Annotated in this window: 15 protein-coding genes and 1 other RNA gene; 7 read left to right on the top strand and 9 right to left on the bottom strand. The window is 56.0% G+C overall.

The window, feature by feature from the left end; translation table 11 throughout:
* The first annotated feature begins 67 nt into the window (after positions 1–67).
* The 3 genes from FEF65_RS02105 to FEF65_RS02095 all read left to right on the top strand — a co-directional run bounded on the left by FEF65_RS02105 (position 68) and on the right by FEF65_RS02095 (position 2211).
* Positions 68–661: an SCO family protein gene (locus tag FEF65_RS02105; RefSeq protein WP_161595159.1), complete on the top strand. Its 594-nt coding sequence runs from the start codon at positions 68–70 to the stop codon at positions 659–661.
* 18 nt (positions 662–679) lie between these two features.
* Positions 680–1132, top strand: coding sequence for a copper chaperone PCu(A)C (locus FEF65_RS02100; protein WP_138238142.1), 453 nt, complete (start codon positions 680–682; stop codon positions 1130–1132).
* Positions 1133–1242: 110 nt separating this feature from the next.
* Positions 1243–2211, top strand: coding sequence for an HDOD domain-containing protein (locus FEF65_RS02095; protein ID WP_161595158.1), 969 nt, complete (start codon positions 1243–1245; stop codon positions 2209–2211).
* 29 nt (positions 2212–2240) lie between these two features.
* Here the strand turns inward: FEF65_RS02095 and FEF65_RS02090 are convergent, their stop codons facing one another.
* From FEF65_RS02090 to murJ, 3 genes are all read right to left on the bottom strand, one after another.
* On the bottom strand, positions 2241–2648 hold the full coding sequence (locus tag FEF65_RS02090; RefSeq protein ID WP_138238140.1) for a VOC family protein: 408 nt from the start codon (positions 2646–2648) through the stop codon (positions 2241–2243).
* 75 nt (positions 2649–2723) lie between these two features.
* Positions 2724–3524, bottom strand: coding sequence for a 3'-5' exonuclease (locus tag FEF65_RS02085; RefSeq protein ID WP_138238139.1), 801 nt, complete (start codon positions 3522–3524; stop codon positions 2724–2726).
* Positions 3514–5100 (bottom strand): murein biosynthesis integral membrane protein MurJ, encoded by a 1587-nt coding sequence (gene murJ, locus FEF65_RS02080; protein WP_138238138.1) that lies wholly within the window; start codon positions 5098–5100, stop codon positions 3514–3516. The genes FEF65_RS02085 and murJ overlap by 11 nt, the downstream gene beginning before the upstream one ends.
* Positions 5101–5250: 150 nt before the next feature.
* On the opposite strand from murJ, the gene rpsU reads away from it, so the two are divergent.
* The 4 genes from rpsU (at position 5251) to rpoD (ending at position 9818) form a co-directional block, all read left to right on the top strand.
* Entirely contained in the window at positions 5251–5466 is a 216-nt protein-coding gene (rpsU, locus tag FEF65_RS02075; protein ID WP_138238137.1) for a 30S ribosomal protein S21, read from the top strand.
* 150 nt (positions 5467–5616) lie between these two features.
* Positions 5617–6054, top strand: coding sequence for a GatB/YqeY domain-containing protein (locus FEF65_RS02070; protein WP_170304406.1), 438 nt, complete (start codon positions 5617–5619; stop codon positions 6052–6054).
* Between the two features lie 43 nt (positions 6055–6097).
* Positions 6098–7831 (top strand): DNA primase, encoded by a 1734-nt coding sequence (dnaG, locus tag FEF65_RS02065; protein ID WP_138238135.1) that lies wholly within the window; start codon positions 6098–6100, stop codon positions 7829–7831.
* 4 nt (positions 7832–7835) lie between these two features.
* Complete coding sequence (gene rpoD, locus FEF65_RS02060; RefSeq protein ID WP_138238134.1) at positions 7836–9818, top strand: RNA polymerase sigma factor RpoD; 1983 nt, start codon at positions 7836–7838, stop codon at positions 9816–9818.
* Between the two features lie 372 nt (positions 9819–10190).
* On the opposite strand, the gene FEF65_RS02055 is transcribed toward rpoD, so the two are convergent.
* The 6 genes from FEF65_RS02055 to FEF65_RS02030 form a co-directional block, all read right to left on the bottom strand.
* A complete protein-coding gene (locus FEF65_RS02055) occupies positions 10191–10574 on the bottom strand; it encodes a hypothetical protein (RefSeq protein WP_138238133.1) in 384 nt (127 codons plus the stop codon).
* 163 nt (positions 10575–10737) lie between these two features.
* Entirely contained in the window at positions 10738–11532 is a 795-nt protein-coding gene (locus FEF65_RS02050) for a TIGR00282 family metallophosphoesterase (protein WP_162847938.1), read from the bottom strand.
* Positions 11517–12101 carry a 5-formyltetrahydrofolate cyclo-ligase gene (locus FEF65_RS02045; protein WP_138238132.1) on the bottom strand — a complete coding sequence of 195 codons (585 nt, stop codon included), beginning with the start codon at positions 12099–12101 and terminating at the stop codon, positions 11517–11519. The genes FEF65_RS02050 and FEF65_RS02045 overlap by 16 nt, the downstream gene beginning before the upstream one ends.
* A gap of 23 nt (positions 12102–12124) precedes the next feature.
* A non-coding RNA gene (gene ssrS, locus FEF65_RS02040) (6S RNA) lies at positions 12125–12301 on the bottom strand.
* Entirely contained in the window at positions 12287–12580 is a 294-nt protein-coding gene (gene zapA / locus FEF65_RS02035; protein ID WP_138238131.1) for a cell division protein ZapA, read from the bottom strand. The genes ssrS and zapA overlap by 15 nt, the downstream gene beginning before the upstream one ends.
* The gene (locus FEF65_RS02030) at positions 12577–12861 is read right to left on the bottom strand and encodes a hypothetical protein (RefSeq protein WP_138238130.1); all 285 of its coding nucleotides are present in this window, start codon (positions 12859–12861) and stop codon (positions 12577–12579) included. The genes zapA and FEF65_RS02030 overlap by 4 nt, the downstream gene beginning before the upstream one ends.
* Between the last annotated feature and the right edge of the window lie 11 nt (positions 12862–12872).

The raw sequence follows: 12872 nt of genomic DNA, 5'->3' as shown, positions 1-12872 counted from the left end.
GCGCCTGTGGGCGGTATCGGGTGGTGTTGCATGGATCATGCGCTGATGAAACGATATGGTTGCTGTCATGAATAAGTCGTTGGTTAAATATGGTGTCACCGTTCTGGCGCTCGTCGCAGTTCTGGTGGTTATATTCTGGCAGCAGTTTGCTGCGCAGCCGGTGATTCCCTCTGCACTGAAAAATATGGGGGGCGATTTTGAGCTGCAGTCATCGCAAGGGCCTTTGGCCCTGCATGACTTCCGCGGCAAGGCTGTGTTGATCTATTTCGGTTATACCCATTGTCCGGATGTTTGCCCGATGGCGCTGGGGGTGATGGCTGCTGCCATGCAACAGGCGGGTGATGCATTGAAGCATCGTGTTGCCGGCATTTTTATCAGTGTGGATCCACGCAGGGACACGCCCGACAAGCTGGATCAATACGCCCGTTTTTTTGATCCCCGCATCAAGGGTGTAACGGGTACACCTGCCCTGCTCGACAAGGTGGCGGCAGCCTGGCGGGTCGATTATGCGGTGCCGGATCAGCCTGCAGATGCCTCCTATGCGGTCGAGCACTCGACATTTATTTATCTGGTTAACCCGGATGGCAAGGTGGCCGGTCTTTTTGATGAAAAAACCTCTGCAGCTGTGATTGCAGAGCAGTTGCGGCTGTGGCTGCGTTGAGTAAAAGGGGCGCGTAAAATGAAAAAGATGATTGTGGCACTGATGCTGTTTGTCTGTATGCCGGTTGCCCATGCTGCCGAGCTGGTGGTCAGTGATGCATGGGTGCGATTGCCACCGCCTGTGGCGAAAGATACGGCCGCTTACATGACGGTGGAGAACAGGGGCAGGGAGGCGCTGCGCATTGTCGGAATCAGCTGTGATGCAGTGGATGCTGCGGGCTTGCATGGTATGCGTATGGATGGAGCCAGAATGATGATGTTCGCATTGCCGGCAGTCGATATTCCTGCCGGAGGCGAGGCCATTTTTGCGCCGGGTGGTTCACATGTGATGTTGATGGGGCTGCATCAGCCGCTGAAATCGGGAGAGCGTATTACTTTGAATCTGCAGCTGTCGAGCGGAGAGGTGCTGCCGGTGGCAGCTGAAGTACGCGACATGAGGATGAATCATGGTCACCATGGCGGCATGCACTAAGCCCCTCTTTTTTTGATCGATGCACTCTGCGTCTGTCGGGGCGTGGTTGAGATGCTTTTTTGGCCTGTCAGTTGCTCATCGTACGGATGACACAACTGACAGGAGTCGTTATGCAGGATCAGGCAAGCCAATATCCCGGGGCAGGGCAGGTTACGATGCCTGCAGATGTGCCCGCACAGTTTATGCTGCCGCTGGATGACAGTTGTACGCTTTATTCGCAGTTGTTGCCCATGGCCGGAAGTCCGACACGCCTGGCCCTTTATCAAAACAGTATTCACTCGTTATCGTTGCCATCGGCCTTATGGGATGCCTTTCAGCGTGCCTGTAACAGAGGTGCATCGAACCAGCAGCTGGCTGATATTATCAAGAGCGATCCGGTGTTGGCGGCCACACTGTTGCGCAGTGTCAACTCGGCCGGCTTCGGTTTGCGCACCCCGATCAATGATGTCGGACGGGCGATTTCCCACCTTGGCCACTCACTGACAAGAAGTGTGGTGGCCCGTCACTCCTTTTCATCGAATATTGCCAGTAAAGGCAAAGAGTATCATGCCCGCACACTTTGGAAACACGGCATGGCCGTATCCGCGCTGGCGGAAATCGTTGCCCGCTATATTCCCGGTTGTGATGGTGATGAGGCTGCCACGTTAGGTCTGTTTCATGATGTTGGCAGGATCAGTTTTGATCTGTTTACCCAGTTTATGCAGTCAGCGACCCTTGATCCGGAAAAAGGGCACCTTGCCTATGAGTGCGCCCGCTTCGGCTGTACCCATATCGATCTGGGGGTGCTGCTGGCAACGCATTGGGAGCTGCCTGAAAAAATTGTACAGGGCATCATCTATCACCACCATCCCGGACACAGCAGTGCGGATACTGTGCCGGAGGAGGTGAGGGCTGAGGTGCTTGCCGTTTATCTGGCCGATCTTCTGGCGATCAGGCTGGGTTTTGCCGGTGGTAATCCCGGCCTGATGTTTCCGCATGCAAGCTTTGCCGGCATGTTGTCAAAGGCAACGCTTGGCGAAATCATGAATGACAAGCGTGTGAGTGCGGAGTTGACGCGCGTGGCTGCCATTGAGTTCTGATGTTCCGTGTGGTGCGGGGGCAGGCTGTCTCAGTCTGCCGGTCCGACGTGAAAGAACGGGTTGTATGCGATCTCCCATAAGTGGCCATCCGGATCCTTGAAGTAGCCGGCATAGCCACCCCAGAAGGTTTCTTGCGCCGGTTTGGTCACGGTGGCTCCTGCTTGTTCTGCCTGTGCCATCACCTGCCTCACCTCCGCCTCCGAGGCGACATTGTGGGCCAGCGCGAAGCCGTTGAAGCCACTGCCCTCGGCTGACACCCTGGCATCTTCAGCAAGTGCTGCGTGGCCGAACAGGCCCAGCCAGCTGCCGTTGAGTGTGAAAAACGCCACCTCCGGCGGGGACTCCATTTTCGGAAAGCCCAGTCCCTGTTCGTAGAAGCGTACGGCGCGATCCATATCGTGAACGGCAAGGGTAATCATGCTGATCCGCGCTTTCATATGATGCTCCCTGGTGGATGATTTTTTCGTTGTGCGCTGATGATTGGCCGGGTGTCAATGAATCAGCCGTTCTGGTTATGTCTCCCATGCCTGCAGGTATTCGGCCAGGTGCGGGCGGTTTTCGCATTCGCCTTCCAGATAGTGGCGTATGCCGAGAGTGGCACGTTCACAGGCGCCGTTTGAAAGCGCACCGCAAAAAAGTTGCTGGCGCAGAAACAGCAGCATGGTGGTCAGTACATCGGTTTCGCAATAATTACGAATCGCATCCAGTTGTTTGCTTTCAAACATGGTGCGCACAGCACTGCCATCGGTTGCCAGTTTGCCGGGAATATTGAATACAGCGGCAACCTCATCCATGGAGCAGCGTGCAGATGCACCGAAGTCGGAAAACAGTTCAAGCAGGTCGCAGTGATAATCGCTGTGGCGTGCGTCGTAGTTGTTCCATTTGTCGCCCTCTTTAAACCAGCGCGGACAGCTGAGGCCATGGCTCATCGCCCTGTATTTCAACACCGGGATATCAAAACCCCGTCCGTTGAAGCTGACCAGCTGCGGGGCACGTGTATCGATCAGATGAAAAAAGCCCTCCAGCAGCTCTTTTTCACTGCTGTTTTTATCGCCGCCGCTGGCCAGCTGACGAATCACCAGCTCCTGGCCCTGCTCGCCGGGTTCGCGGATCAGGTGGCCGTAGGAGATGGCAACCACCTGATGAAACGGCTGGCGGGGAAAGTCATTGCGGCCGGCCGTTTTCTCCAGAAAGTAATCGGTGAGAGCATCGCGGGCCTCGCTATCGCTCAGCTGCTCCTGGCGCAGCAGGCGCCGGGCGGCATGCGCATCAATGATCGTTTCGATATCAAATACAATAATGTCACGACGCATGGCCTCTCCTTTTGATGAAGCGCATTAGAAATGCCCGCTCGCCCATCAACAGGGCGGCGGCAAAAAAGATGCCGACAGCACCGGTGATGATAGCCGAGAGCCAGGCTGCCTGCATGGTTCCCGTCGCAGGAAATGGTACGGCCTGTTCGAATCCTGCCATGCACAGCACCATCAGGGTGCTTGCTGCTGTTGCACTGGCGAGTCGTTTGAGCGTTGTGCCGGTAAGCAGCGGTCCATACGTTTTTGTCAGCCGCAGGTAGAGCATGGCCACATTGACGAATGCTGCCAGTGAAGTGGCCAGCGCCAGGCCGACATAGGCCCAGAACTGCATCAGACTGATGGCCAGTACGATGTTCACACCTACGCTGATGCTGGCATAGCGCATGGGGGCTTTTGCATCCTTGCCCGCATAACAGGCGGAGGCCAGCAGCTTTACCCAGCAGAATGCAATCAGGCCGATGGCATAGGCCTGCAGTGTGTGGGCGGTGGCGATGCTGTCAGCATGGGTGAAGGCACCACGCTCGAACAGCGTCACAACAATCGGTTCGGCCAGATATAGGGCTCCGGCTACTGCCGGCAGGGTGATCCAGCTGAGCCAGGCAAGGCCTGAGCGCAGATCCTCTCCGGCGGCAAGCTGATTACCAGCGGAGAGATGGGCCGAGATGGTTGGTAGCAGCGCCGTGCTCATGGCGATGCCGAACAGGGCAAATGGCAGCTGGACGATGCGATCAGAGTAATAGAGATAGGAGACGGCTCCTGTATCGAGCAGGGTTGCCAGAATGGTGCCGACGAGAATGTTGAGCTGTACGGCGGCAATGGCAATGACGGCGGGGCCGAAAAGGGCCATGGTGGCTGCAATCGGCGGCTGGCGGAAATCAAGACTCAGCCGGGGGATCCAGCCGATGCGTCGTAATGCCGGAAACTGGATGGCCAGCTGCAGGAAGCCGCCCAGCACGACGCCAATGGCAAGAGCATGGGCCGGATTATCAAACTGCGGAGCAATCACGACAGCGGCAAGGATGATGGCGACATTGAGCAGGGCGGGGCTGGCTGCAGGGACGGCAAATTGTTTGTATGTGTTGAGTACGGCCCACGCCATGGCGGCCAGTGAAATCATGGCAAGATAGGGGAACATCCAGCGGGCCAGTTGCAGCGACATGGCCCAGCGCTCCGGTTCGTCGGCAAAGCCGGGGGCAAACAGGTAGAGCAGCCACGGCATCAGCAGGATGCCGATGATCGTAAAGCCGGTGACAGCGATCAGCAACAGGGTGGCCAGAGCATTGAGGAAGCGGTGGGCCTGTTCCTCACCCTTGAGTCGCTCATCGGAGAGCACCGGTACCAGTGCTACGGTCAGGGTGCCTTCGGCAAACATGCGGCGGAAAAAATTGGGGAGTTTGAAGGCTACAAAAAATGCATCGGCAAGCATGCCTGCACCGAGCACGCGTGCGAGCAGGATATCCCGGACAAAGCCAAGGATGCGCGACAGCATGGTCCAGCCACCGATTTTTGATGCGATTCTCAGCAGAGACGGATTGCTGCCGGAACTCTTGTTTGACTTGTTTTCACCAGTTGCCATAATCCGCCGCCCTTTCTGATCGCCACTCTCGTTGTCGGGAGAGGTTTGCGAGCCTAGCGGCCCGGAAGTGGAAGGGCGAGTGTCTGCCTGAGCAGATGCCGGATCGTTTTAACAAGTTTTTGGGTGCGCCTGAAGGGGGTGATGTTTAATATGCCAGGAATTCGAGTGAATCCTGACGAGCCGTTTGAGATTGCTCTCAAGCGTTTTCGCAAGCAGGTGGAAAAGGGCGGTGTTGTTGCTGAGTGCCGTCGTCGTGAAGCCTATGAAAAACCCTCTATCGCCAGCAAGCGTAAGGAGGCGGCAGCTCGCAAGCGTTTGATGAAGCGTCTGCGCCGTGTTCGTATGCGTGAAAACCGCGATTACTAAAATCGCCCATATGTGACACAACATATAAAGATGCCGGGCCTTCGTGTCCGGCATTTTTATTTGATCATTTTGGCAATGCGGCAGCGCCATTTCAGCCCGGTGGCTGTGCATTGTGTGAATTCAACAAGCAATCAACCGATGGAGAATACCATGCTGCAACAGTTAACCGACGATATGAAATCAGCCATGAAATCCGGCGACAAGGTGCGACTCTCCGCGATCCGTATGTTGCGTGCGGCGATCAAGGATCGGGAGATCGAGGTGGGTCATGCGCTGGCGGCCGATGAGTCCCTGGCTGTGCTCTCCCGCCTGGTCAAGCAGCGCAATGATGCCGCCCGCCAGTATGCCGAGGCTGGTCGTGCGGATCTTGAAGAGAAGGAGCTGCTTGAGGCGGCGATTTTTCAGGCCTATATGCCCGAGCCGCTGTCGGATGAAGAGCTGGCTGCGATCATTGAAGCTGCCGTTGTCGAGACAGGCGCATCGAGCATGCGCGAAATGGGTGCGGTGATGAATATCGTCAAGGCCAAAGCGCAGGGACGTGCCGATATGGGCAAGCTCTCTGCAATTGTGAAGCAGCGCCTGGGCTGAGCGCCTTGCAATTCACGCAGGTCAACACTATATAAAGCCGGGTATGGCGAACTTCTCCCCCACCTTCCTTGATGAGGTTCTGGCACGCTCCGATCTGGTGGAGCTGATTCAGCGGCATGTCGAGTTGAAACGGTCAGGTTCCAATCTGATGGGGCTATGTCCGTTTCACCATGAAAAAAGCCCTTCGTTTTCGGTGTCGCCCGACAGGCAGCTCTATTACTGCTTCGGTTGTGGCAAGGGGGGCGGTGCCTTCCAGTTTTTGATGGAGCATGATGGCTACAGCTTTCCCGAGGCAGTCGAGTATCTGGCCGACAAGGCCGGGCTGGAGTTGCCCCGGGATACGCATGCAAGTCATACGGATGATCTGCGCCAGCAGGAGGATTTTCGCCTGCTTGAACGGGCGGCTTCGGCCATGGCGGCGGCACTGAATACACCGGCCGGTGCCAATGCGTTGTTATACTTGCAGAAGCGGCTGTTGCCGCCGGCGATTGTTCGTGAGTATGGTCTGGGCTATGCCCCGCAGGGCTATGGCTTTATGGATAAGGTGTTCGGCACGGATGCTGCGACCCATGCAAAGCTTGAGCGTGTGGGCTTGCTGTTCAAGGGTGATCGGGGCTATGGCGACCGTTTTCGTGACCGGTTGATGTTTCCGATTCGCGACCGGCGGGGGCGGGTTGCCGGTTTCGGCGGGCGCGTGCTTGGGGAGGGGGAGCCGAAATACCTGAACTCCCCCGAGACGCCCTATTTCCATAAATCCGAGCTTCTTTACGGTTTTTTTGAACATCGCGATACCATTCGTAAACGCCGGCAGCTGGTGGTGGTTGAAGGCTACATGGATGTGCTGGCGATGGCGGCTCACGGCTTGAAGATCGGTTTGGCTCCGCTAGGGACCGCCACCAGTGAAGGGCAGATTGGTGAGATCCTTCGTCTTTGTGATACACCTGTTTTCTGCTTTGATGGTGATCGTGCCGGTCGTCAGGCGGCCTGGCGTGCACTGGAGCGGATGCTGCCGCTGCTCAAGTCGGAATTTTCCCCGAAGTTTCTCTATTTGCCCGAGGGGGAGGACCCTGATTCCCTGCTCAACAAGGAGGGGGCGGAGGCATTCAGTCGTCGCCTTGAACAGGATGCATTGCCGGTGCTGGAAAGCTGGATTTACGGGTTGAAGTTACTGGCCGGGCAGGGCGCTGAAGGGCGTGCTGTGATGGCGAAAAAAGCGGATGCGATGCTTGCTGCTATGGCTGATCCATATCTGGTGCAGGTCTGGCGACAGGAGGCAGAGCGGGTGAGCGGCCTTGCGCTGCAGTCGCGAGGTCGCCCTGCAAGGGTTGAGGCGCCGAAGCCGGTTCAGCGTGCGGCCGTTGTGCTGAATGCTGTGGAAGAGCGATTTATGGCAGGGTTGCTGCAGGAGCCTGCGCGCCTGGAGCGTCTTTCTTCTGCGGCGATGAACTTTTTTATTGATAAGCCGACTATCCATGCTATATACTCGCGCGCTTTTTCGATGAGAGTGGATGCCGAAGCAAAAGATACCGATATCGCGAGACAACTGATCCGGGCCTTTCCCGATGATCAACAAATGATTTCTCGCTGGATCAATCAGGCAGCCGTTCATGAGATTGAATACAGGAGTCTGTTGCTGGATATGGAGACCAACGATATCCGTCGTCGTATGAGAGGCGGAATAGGGTTGGGGGAATCCGTGCTGCTGCAAAAGCGCTTGCGCGAGTTGCAGCAACAGCAGCAGGAGCTCAAAGAACAGCTGGGTACTACAGGAGCATAACCGCATGTCGAAAAATAATCAGGAACAGGTCAGCATCCGTGAACTCGGGAGTCTGATGGCCAAAGGTAAACAGGCCGGTTACATCACCTACGATGATTTGAGCAAGCATCTGCCGGCTGATCTGGTCAGTGCCGATCGCATTGAGCGATTGATCAACGTCTTTACCGAGATGGGTGTTGAGGTCGTGGATCCCGAGCGCGCCCCTACCGGTGCCTATGCCATGCGCAAGGATCGCCTGCGCAAGGAGGATTCTGCGCTCAGGGCTGATACATCACAGCTGGGTACGGTGATCCGTATTGATGACCCTGTGCGTATGTATCTTCGCGAGATGGGTACCGTTGAGCTGTTGACCCGCGAGGGCGAGATCGAGATTGCCCGCCGTATTGAAGAGGGGCGGATGCAGGTCCATGAGGCCATCTGTCTCTGTCCATCCACATTCCGCGAAATCATGATGCTGGGTGAGCGGATTGTGCAGATCCGTGATGAGGCGCTGGAACTCGGTGAAGAGCCGAATTTCCGTGATATCATCGATATTGACGAAAAAGTCGTCAACTCGGCAGCGATCAAGGAATATGAGAATCGCATGAGCCGCAGTGAGGACGATGACGATGAGCCGATCGAAATCGAACCCAAGCTGGATGGCGAGCAGTTAAACGAAGCGATCCGTGCCCGTACCGCGACACCTGATGGTACACCGATGCAGGAAACGGTGATCACCAAGGAAGAGCAGCTGGAAGAGGCGCTGGTCCACTTTGCCGAGGCCAAGAGGCTGCACGACGAGTTTATCGAAGTGAAAAAGAAGCTGGCTAAAAAGCCGGACGACAAGGAGCTTTTGCAGCTCAGCCGTCAGGTGATGGATGCCATGCTGATTGAGCTGGTGGCGATTCCATTTTCACAGCGGCAGCTGGATCAGCTGGTACAGCGCTTCAAAAATGCTGTTGAAAAAGTTCGTCGCTTTGAGCGTACGGTGCGTGACTTTGCGCTTAAGGCAAGGATGCCCCGCAAGCTGTTTCTTGAGACCTTCCCGGTGAATGAAACCAATGAGCGCTGGCTCGATGATCTGGTTCGCCAGCATCGCGATGCTGGCTGGGTTGAGGCGATTGAAGAGGTTTCCGGCAAGATCAAGGAAAATCAGCGCCGTTTGCGTCGTGTCGAGCAGGAAACCGAGATGGAGGTTGAGGAGCTCAAGGATGTCGCCCGTAAGCTGACCATGGGCGAAGCCAAGATGCGTCAGGCCAAGAAAGAGATGATCGAGGCCAACCTGCGTCTGGTGATTTCAATCGCCAAGAAGTACACCAACCGTGGTCTTGGATTCCTCGATCTGATTCAGGAAGGTAACATCGGTCTGATGAAGGCGGTGGAGAAATTCGAGTGGCGTCGTGGCTACAAGTTTTCCACGTATGCCACCTGGTGGATTCGTCAGGCGATCACCCGTTCGATTGCCGATCAGGCGCGTACCATCCGTATTCCGGTTCATATGATCGAAACCATTAACAAGATGATGCGCGTATCGCGTCAGATTGCTCAGGAAATCGGTCGTGAGCCGACGCCGGAAGAGCTGGCCGAGCATCTTGAGCTGCCTGTCGACAAGGTGCTGCAGATCCTTGAGGTTGCCAAGGAGCCTGTTTCTCTCGAAACCCCGATCGGTGATGATGAAGATTCCCAGCTGGGTGATTTTGTCGAGGATGATAACGCCGAGAATCCGCTGGATGCGACGATCAGTGCCGCCCTTGCCGAGGCGACGCTGGAAGTGCTGGAGAATCTGACAGACCGTGAGCAGAAGGTGCTTCGTATGCGTTTCGGTATTGGTATGAATACCGATCATACGCTTGAAGAGGTGGGTAAGCAGTTTGGCGTTACGCGTGAGCGTATCCGTCAGATTGAGGCTAAAGCGCTGCGCAAGCTGCGCCATCCATCCCGTTGTCAGAAGCTGAAGACCTTTGCGGATGCGGCTGACCTGCCAACCCAGCCCGAGTCTGTGCGTTAACGCAGCAACCGGAAGAAAAAAAGGGAGCCGTTGTGCTCCCTTTTTTTTGGTTCATCGCGGAAGTCCGGGGCCGGTGCTGGTAAAGATGAGCTGATGCAGCTTGATTCTCCCCCTTATAGATTTGCCGAACAGAGTGATTCACTACAGAAACGAGCTGCGGATGCAGCGGCTGTAGTGAATGGCTCGTATGAGGGAATCCGCAGGACAAAGATATCGGGGGCGGCTTTCTTTCGCCCCTTTCTTTACCGATAAAGAAAGGGGCGTGCTCTGCTTTAGCAGAGTAGTCGTGTCCCTTTAAAAGCATCTTGTCGCTGCCAGGGTATCAAAACTTTTTTCAAGCGATATTTCCGCTAATGCGCGATGAGCCTTTTTTTATGGCATGCGGGCAGGCATGCCCGAGAAATTATTGGTGCCGCCTCGGGTCTGTTTGACGATAGGGGTATTCCGGTCTTTGCCTGTTGCACTTGTCTCCTCCTGCAGAGACCAGAATGTGGCGCCGATCGCACCGGTGAGCAGCAACAGGGCGATTAACAGCCAGATGACAGGAAGTGGCTGTGTCGGTGGAGGCGCGACAGGCCGGGACGGCAATGGGCTTGCTGCGTTGGTGTCATGGCGGAGTGGCGTTTTTTCAGGCTCATAAGCGATGAGCAGCGACTCCTCCATCAGGGAGTTCAGTCCCTCTTCAATGAAGCTGGTGTCGATGTGGTCGTGGAGGTTGTCTCCATGACCTTCAAGCTCAAGCGGTCCGCTGCTCATCAATATATTCCATCGTGAGCATGCAGGGGCTGCGCAGGTGGTTGGTGCCGGGGTACGGTGGCACATCCTGCGTAAATTTGTTGAGAGTGTTTATTCCTCATGCCGGTTTCTTCAGAAAGTTCCTGATCATTTGGCCCGGACGGGAGTTTTGTGACTGACTCTCTCATGCGGGCGGAATATGGATGCGCTGAATATTGGTGGCGCGGCGGGTGGAGGTATCAATGGTGACAACCGTGGCAAAGATGCTGGCGCCTCTCTCTACGGCTTCAAAGCGTTGTGGCAGTCGTTCTACCATGCGTTTAAGGGCGCCTTCCACCTTCATGCCGATAATTGACTGATAAGAGGCGGTCATGCCGATATCCGATTGATAGGCCGTGCCGCCCGGCATGATTGTTTCATCGCAGGTGGGGACGTGGGTGTGAGTGCCGTAAACACACGAGACTCGACCATTGAGATACCAGCCCATGCCCATTTTTTCACTGGTCGCCTCGGCATGCATGTCCACCACAATGGCGCTGACATCATCCGGAATCTCTTCCAGAGCCCGATCGGCTGCGGCGAACGGACAATCCCATGGGCCCATGAAGATCTGGCCAATCAGATTAATGACGGCGATCTTATGGCCGGCGGCCGTTTCAAGTACGGTCCAGCCACGTCCGGGGGCATGGGATGAAAAATTCATCGGGCGCACAAAACGATCATCCTCATCGCAGAGCAGCAGAAACTCGCGTTGATCCCAGCAGTGATTGCCATTGGTCAGTACATCGACCCCGAGCGAGAAGACCTCATCGGCTGTTTTTCTGTTCAGCCCGAAGCCGGAGGCAAGGTTCTCACCGTTGGCAACGGTAAAGTCGATGGAATATTTATCGATCAGGCGGGGCAGGTGCTCTTCCAGTGCCCGTCGGCCGGCTCGGCCAATGATGTCTCCGATAATAAGAATATTCAGTCTGCAGGGCACGCGATGATCTCCAGTTCAGTGATGACATAGTCCAGTGGCGCATCATGCCTTTCTGCAGGGATTTGTGCGACCTCCTGAGATGAGAAGGCAAGGCCGATCACCATGCTGATGGCGCTGCGGTGCTCAGCCAGCCAGTAGTCAAAGCAGCCTTTACCCATGCCAAGGCGATTGCCACGGCGGTCAAAGCCAACAAGCGGGCAGGCCAGAATCGTTTTCCCGCATGCGCTGCCCCATAGCGGGCCATCGCTGACCTCGTTGACGCCGAATATCCCTTTTTGACGTGAAGAGCCGGCATGGGTGTGTCGCCACTCCATGTGATCATGACGGTGGGTGACCGGGGTGTAGAGTTGAACATCGCTGTTATGGAACAACGGGGTCGTATCGACCTCTTCGCTCAGGGCCTGGTAGGTAAGGAGGGCGGCAGGTTTCTCTGTTGCGAGCAGCTGGCGCAGTCGTGCGCAGATAGCGGAGGACCAGATGGCACGCTGCTCGGGCGGAATTGATCGTCTTGCTTCCAGGGCCAGCCGGCGCATGGCTGACTTGTCGATGGGATGGTGTTGCTCAGGCATCAGATGGCGCCATCAGGGGAAGGGGCGCCCCCGCGTTGAGGTGTGGCACTGCGTTGTCGAACCCTCTAACAAGAGGTGGGCGCTGCACTCCGGTAAAAGGTATCCCTCTGCAGGGACGCACACAACCGGAGTAGCGGGGCTCCCGTTCGACAAGTATCGGCTCAGGCAACATGAATGCCATTTGCTCAACGCAGGGGCGCTTTCGCTAAACCTTCTGCCTGTGATACTACATGGTCGAGGCTGGTGATCAAGCCATCAAGGCCGTCGACCCGGGTGTGCTGGCTGGCAATCAGTTCGCCGGCCAGATTGAGCGCGACCAGCGCCAGCAGGCGATCCGATGCGACAGATGCGCCCATTTTTCTCAGTTCTTCAACCTTGTGCTGAACCAGTGCTGCAGAGGCCTTGACGCGTTCCGGGTCCTCGTCGGAAACAATCGAGAAGGTGCGGCCCATCAGTGAGATTTCAACCGGTGTACTCATGCTGCATCATCCTGACCTGACATCAGTTCCTCAACCTTTTCCATAACCTGCTCCACGCGCGCTTTTGCTTCAAGACGTGCATTTTGCAGGCTTTCAAGCTCGTGTTCACGTTGCTGAGCCTGGTCACGACGCTTGCGCAATTCACTTTCGGCAATACGAACCACTTCTCGCATACGATGGTTATCGGCGATCAGCTTTTCCATATTGCGGCGTATTTCTGTCAGGTATTCTGTCAGAAGCGCAATACGCTGTTCCAGTTCGTGTTGTGGGCTGTTCTGCATGGTTGATATTG

Source organism: Mariprofundus erugo, assembly GCF_005818865.1.
GTDB classification, from domain to species: domain Bacteria; phylum Pseudomonadota; class Zetaproteobacteria; order Mariprofundales; family Mariprofundaceae; genus Mariprofundus; species Mariprofundus erugo.
The sequence above is the reverse complement of the archived record's forward strand: the minus strand, read 5'-3'. Positions and strand labels throughout refer to the sequence as shown.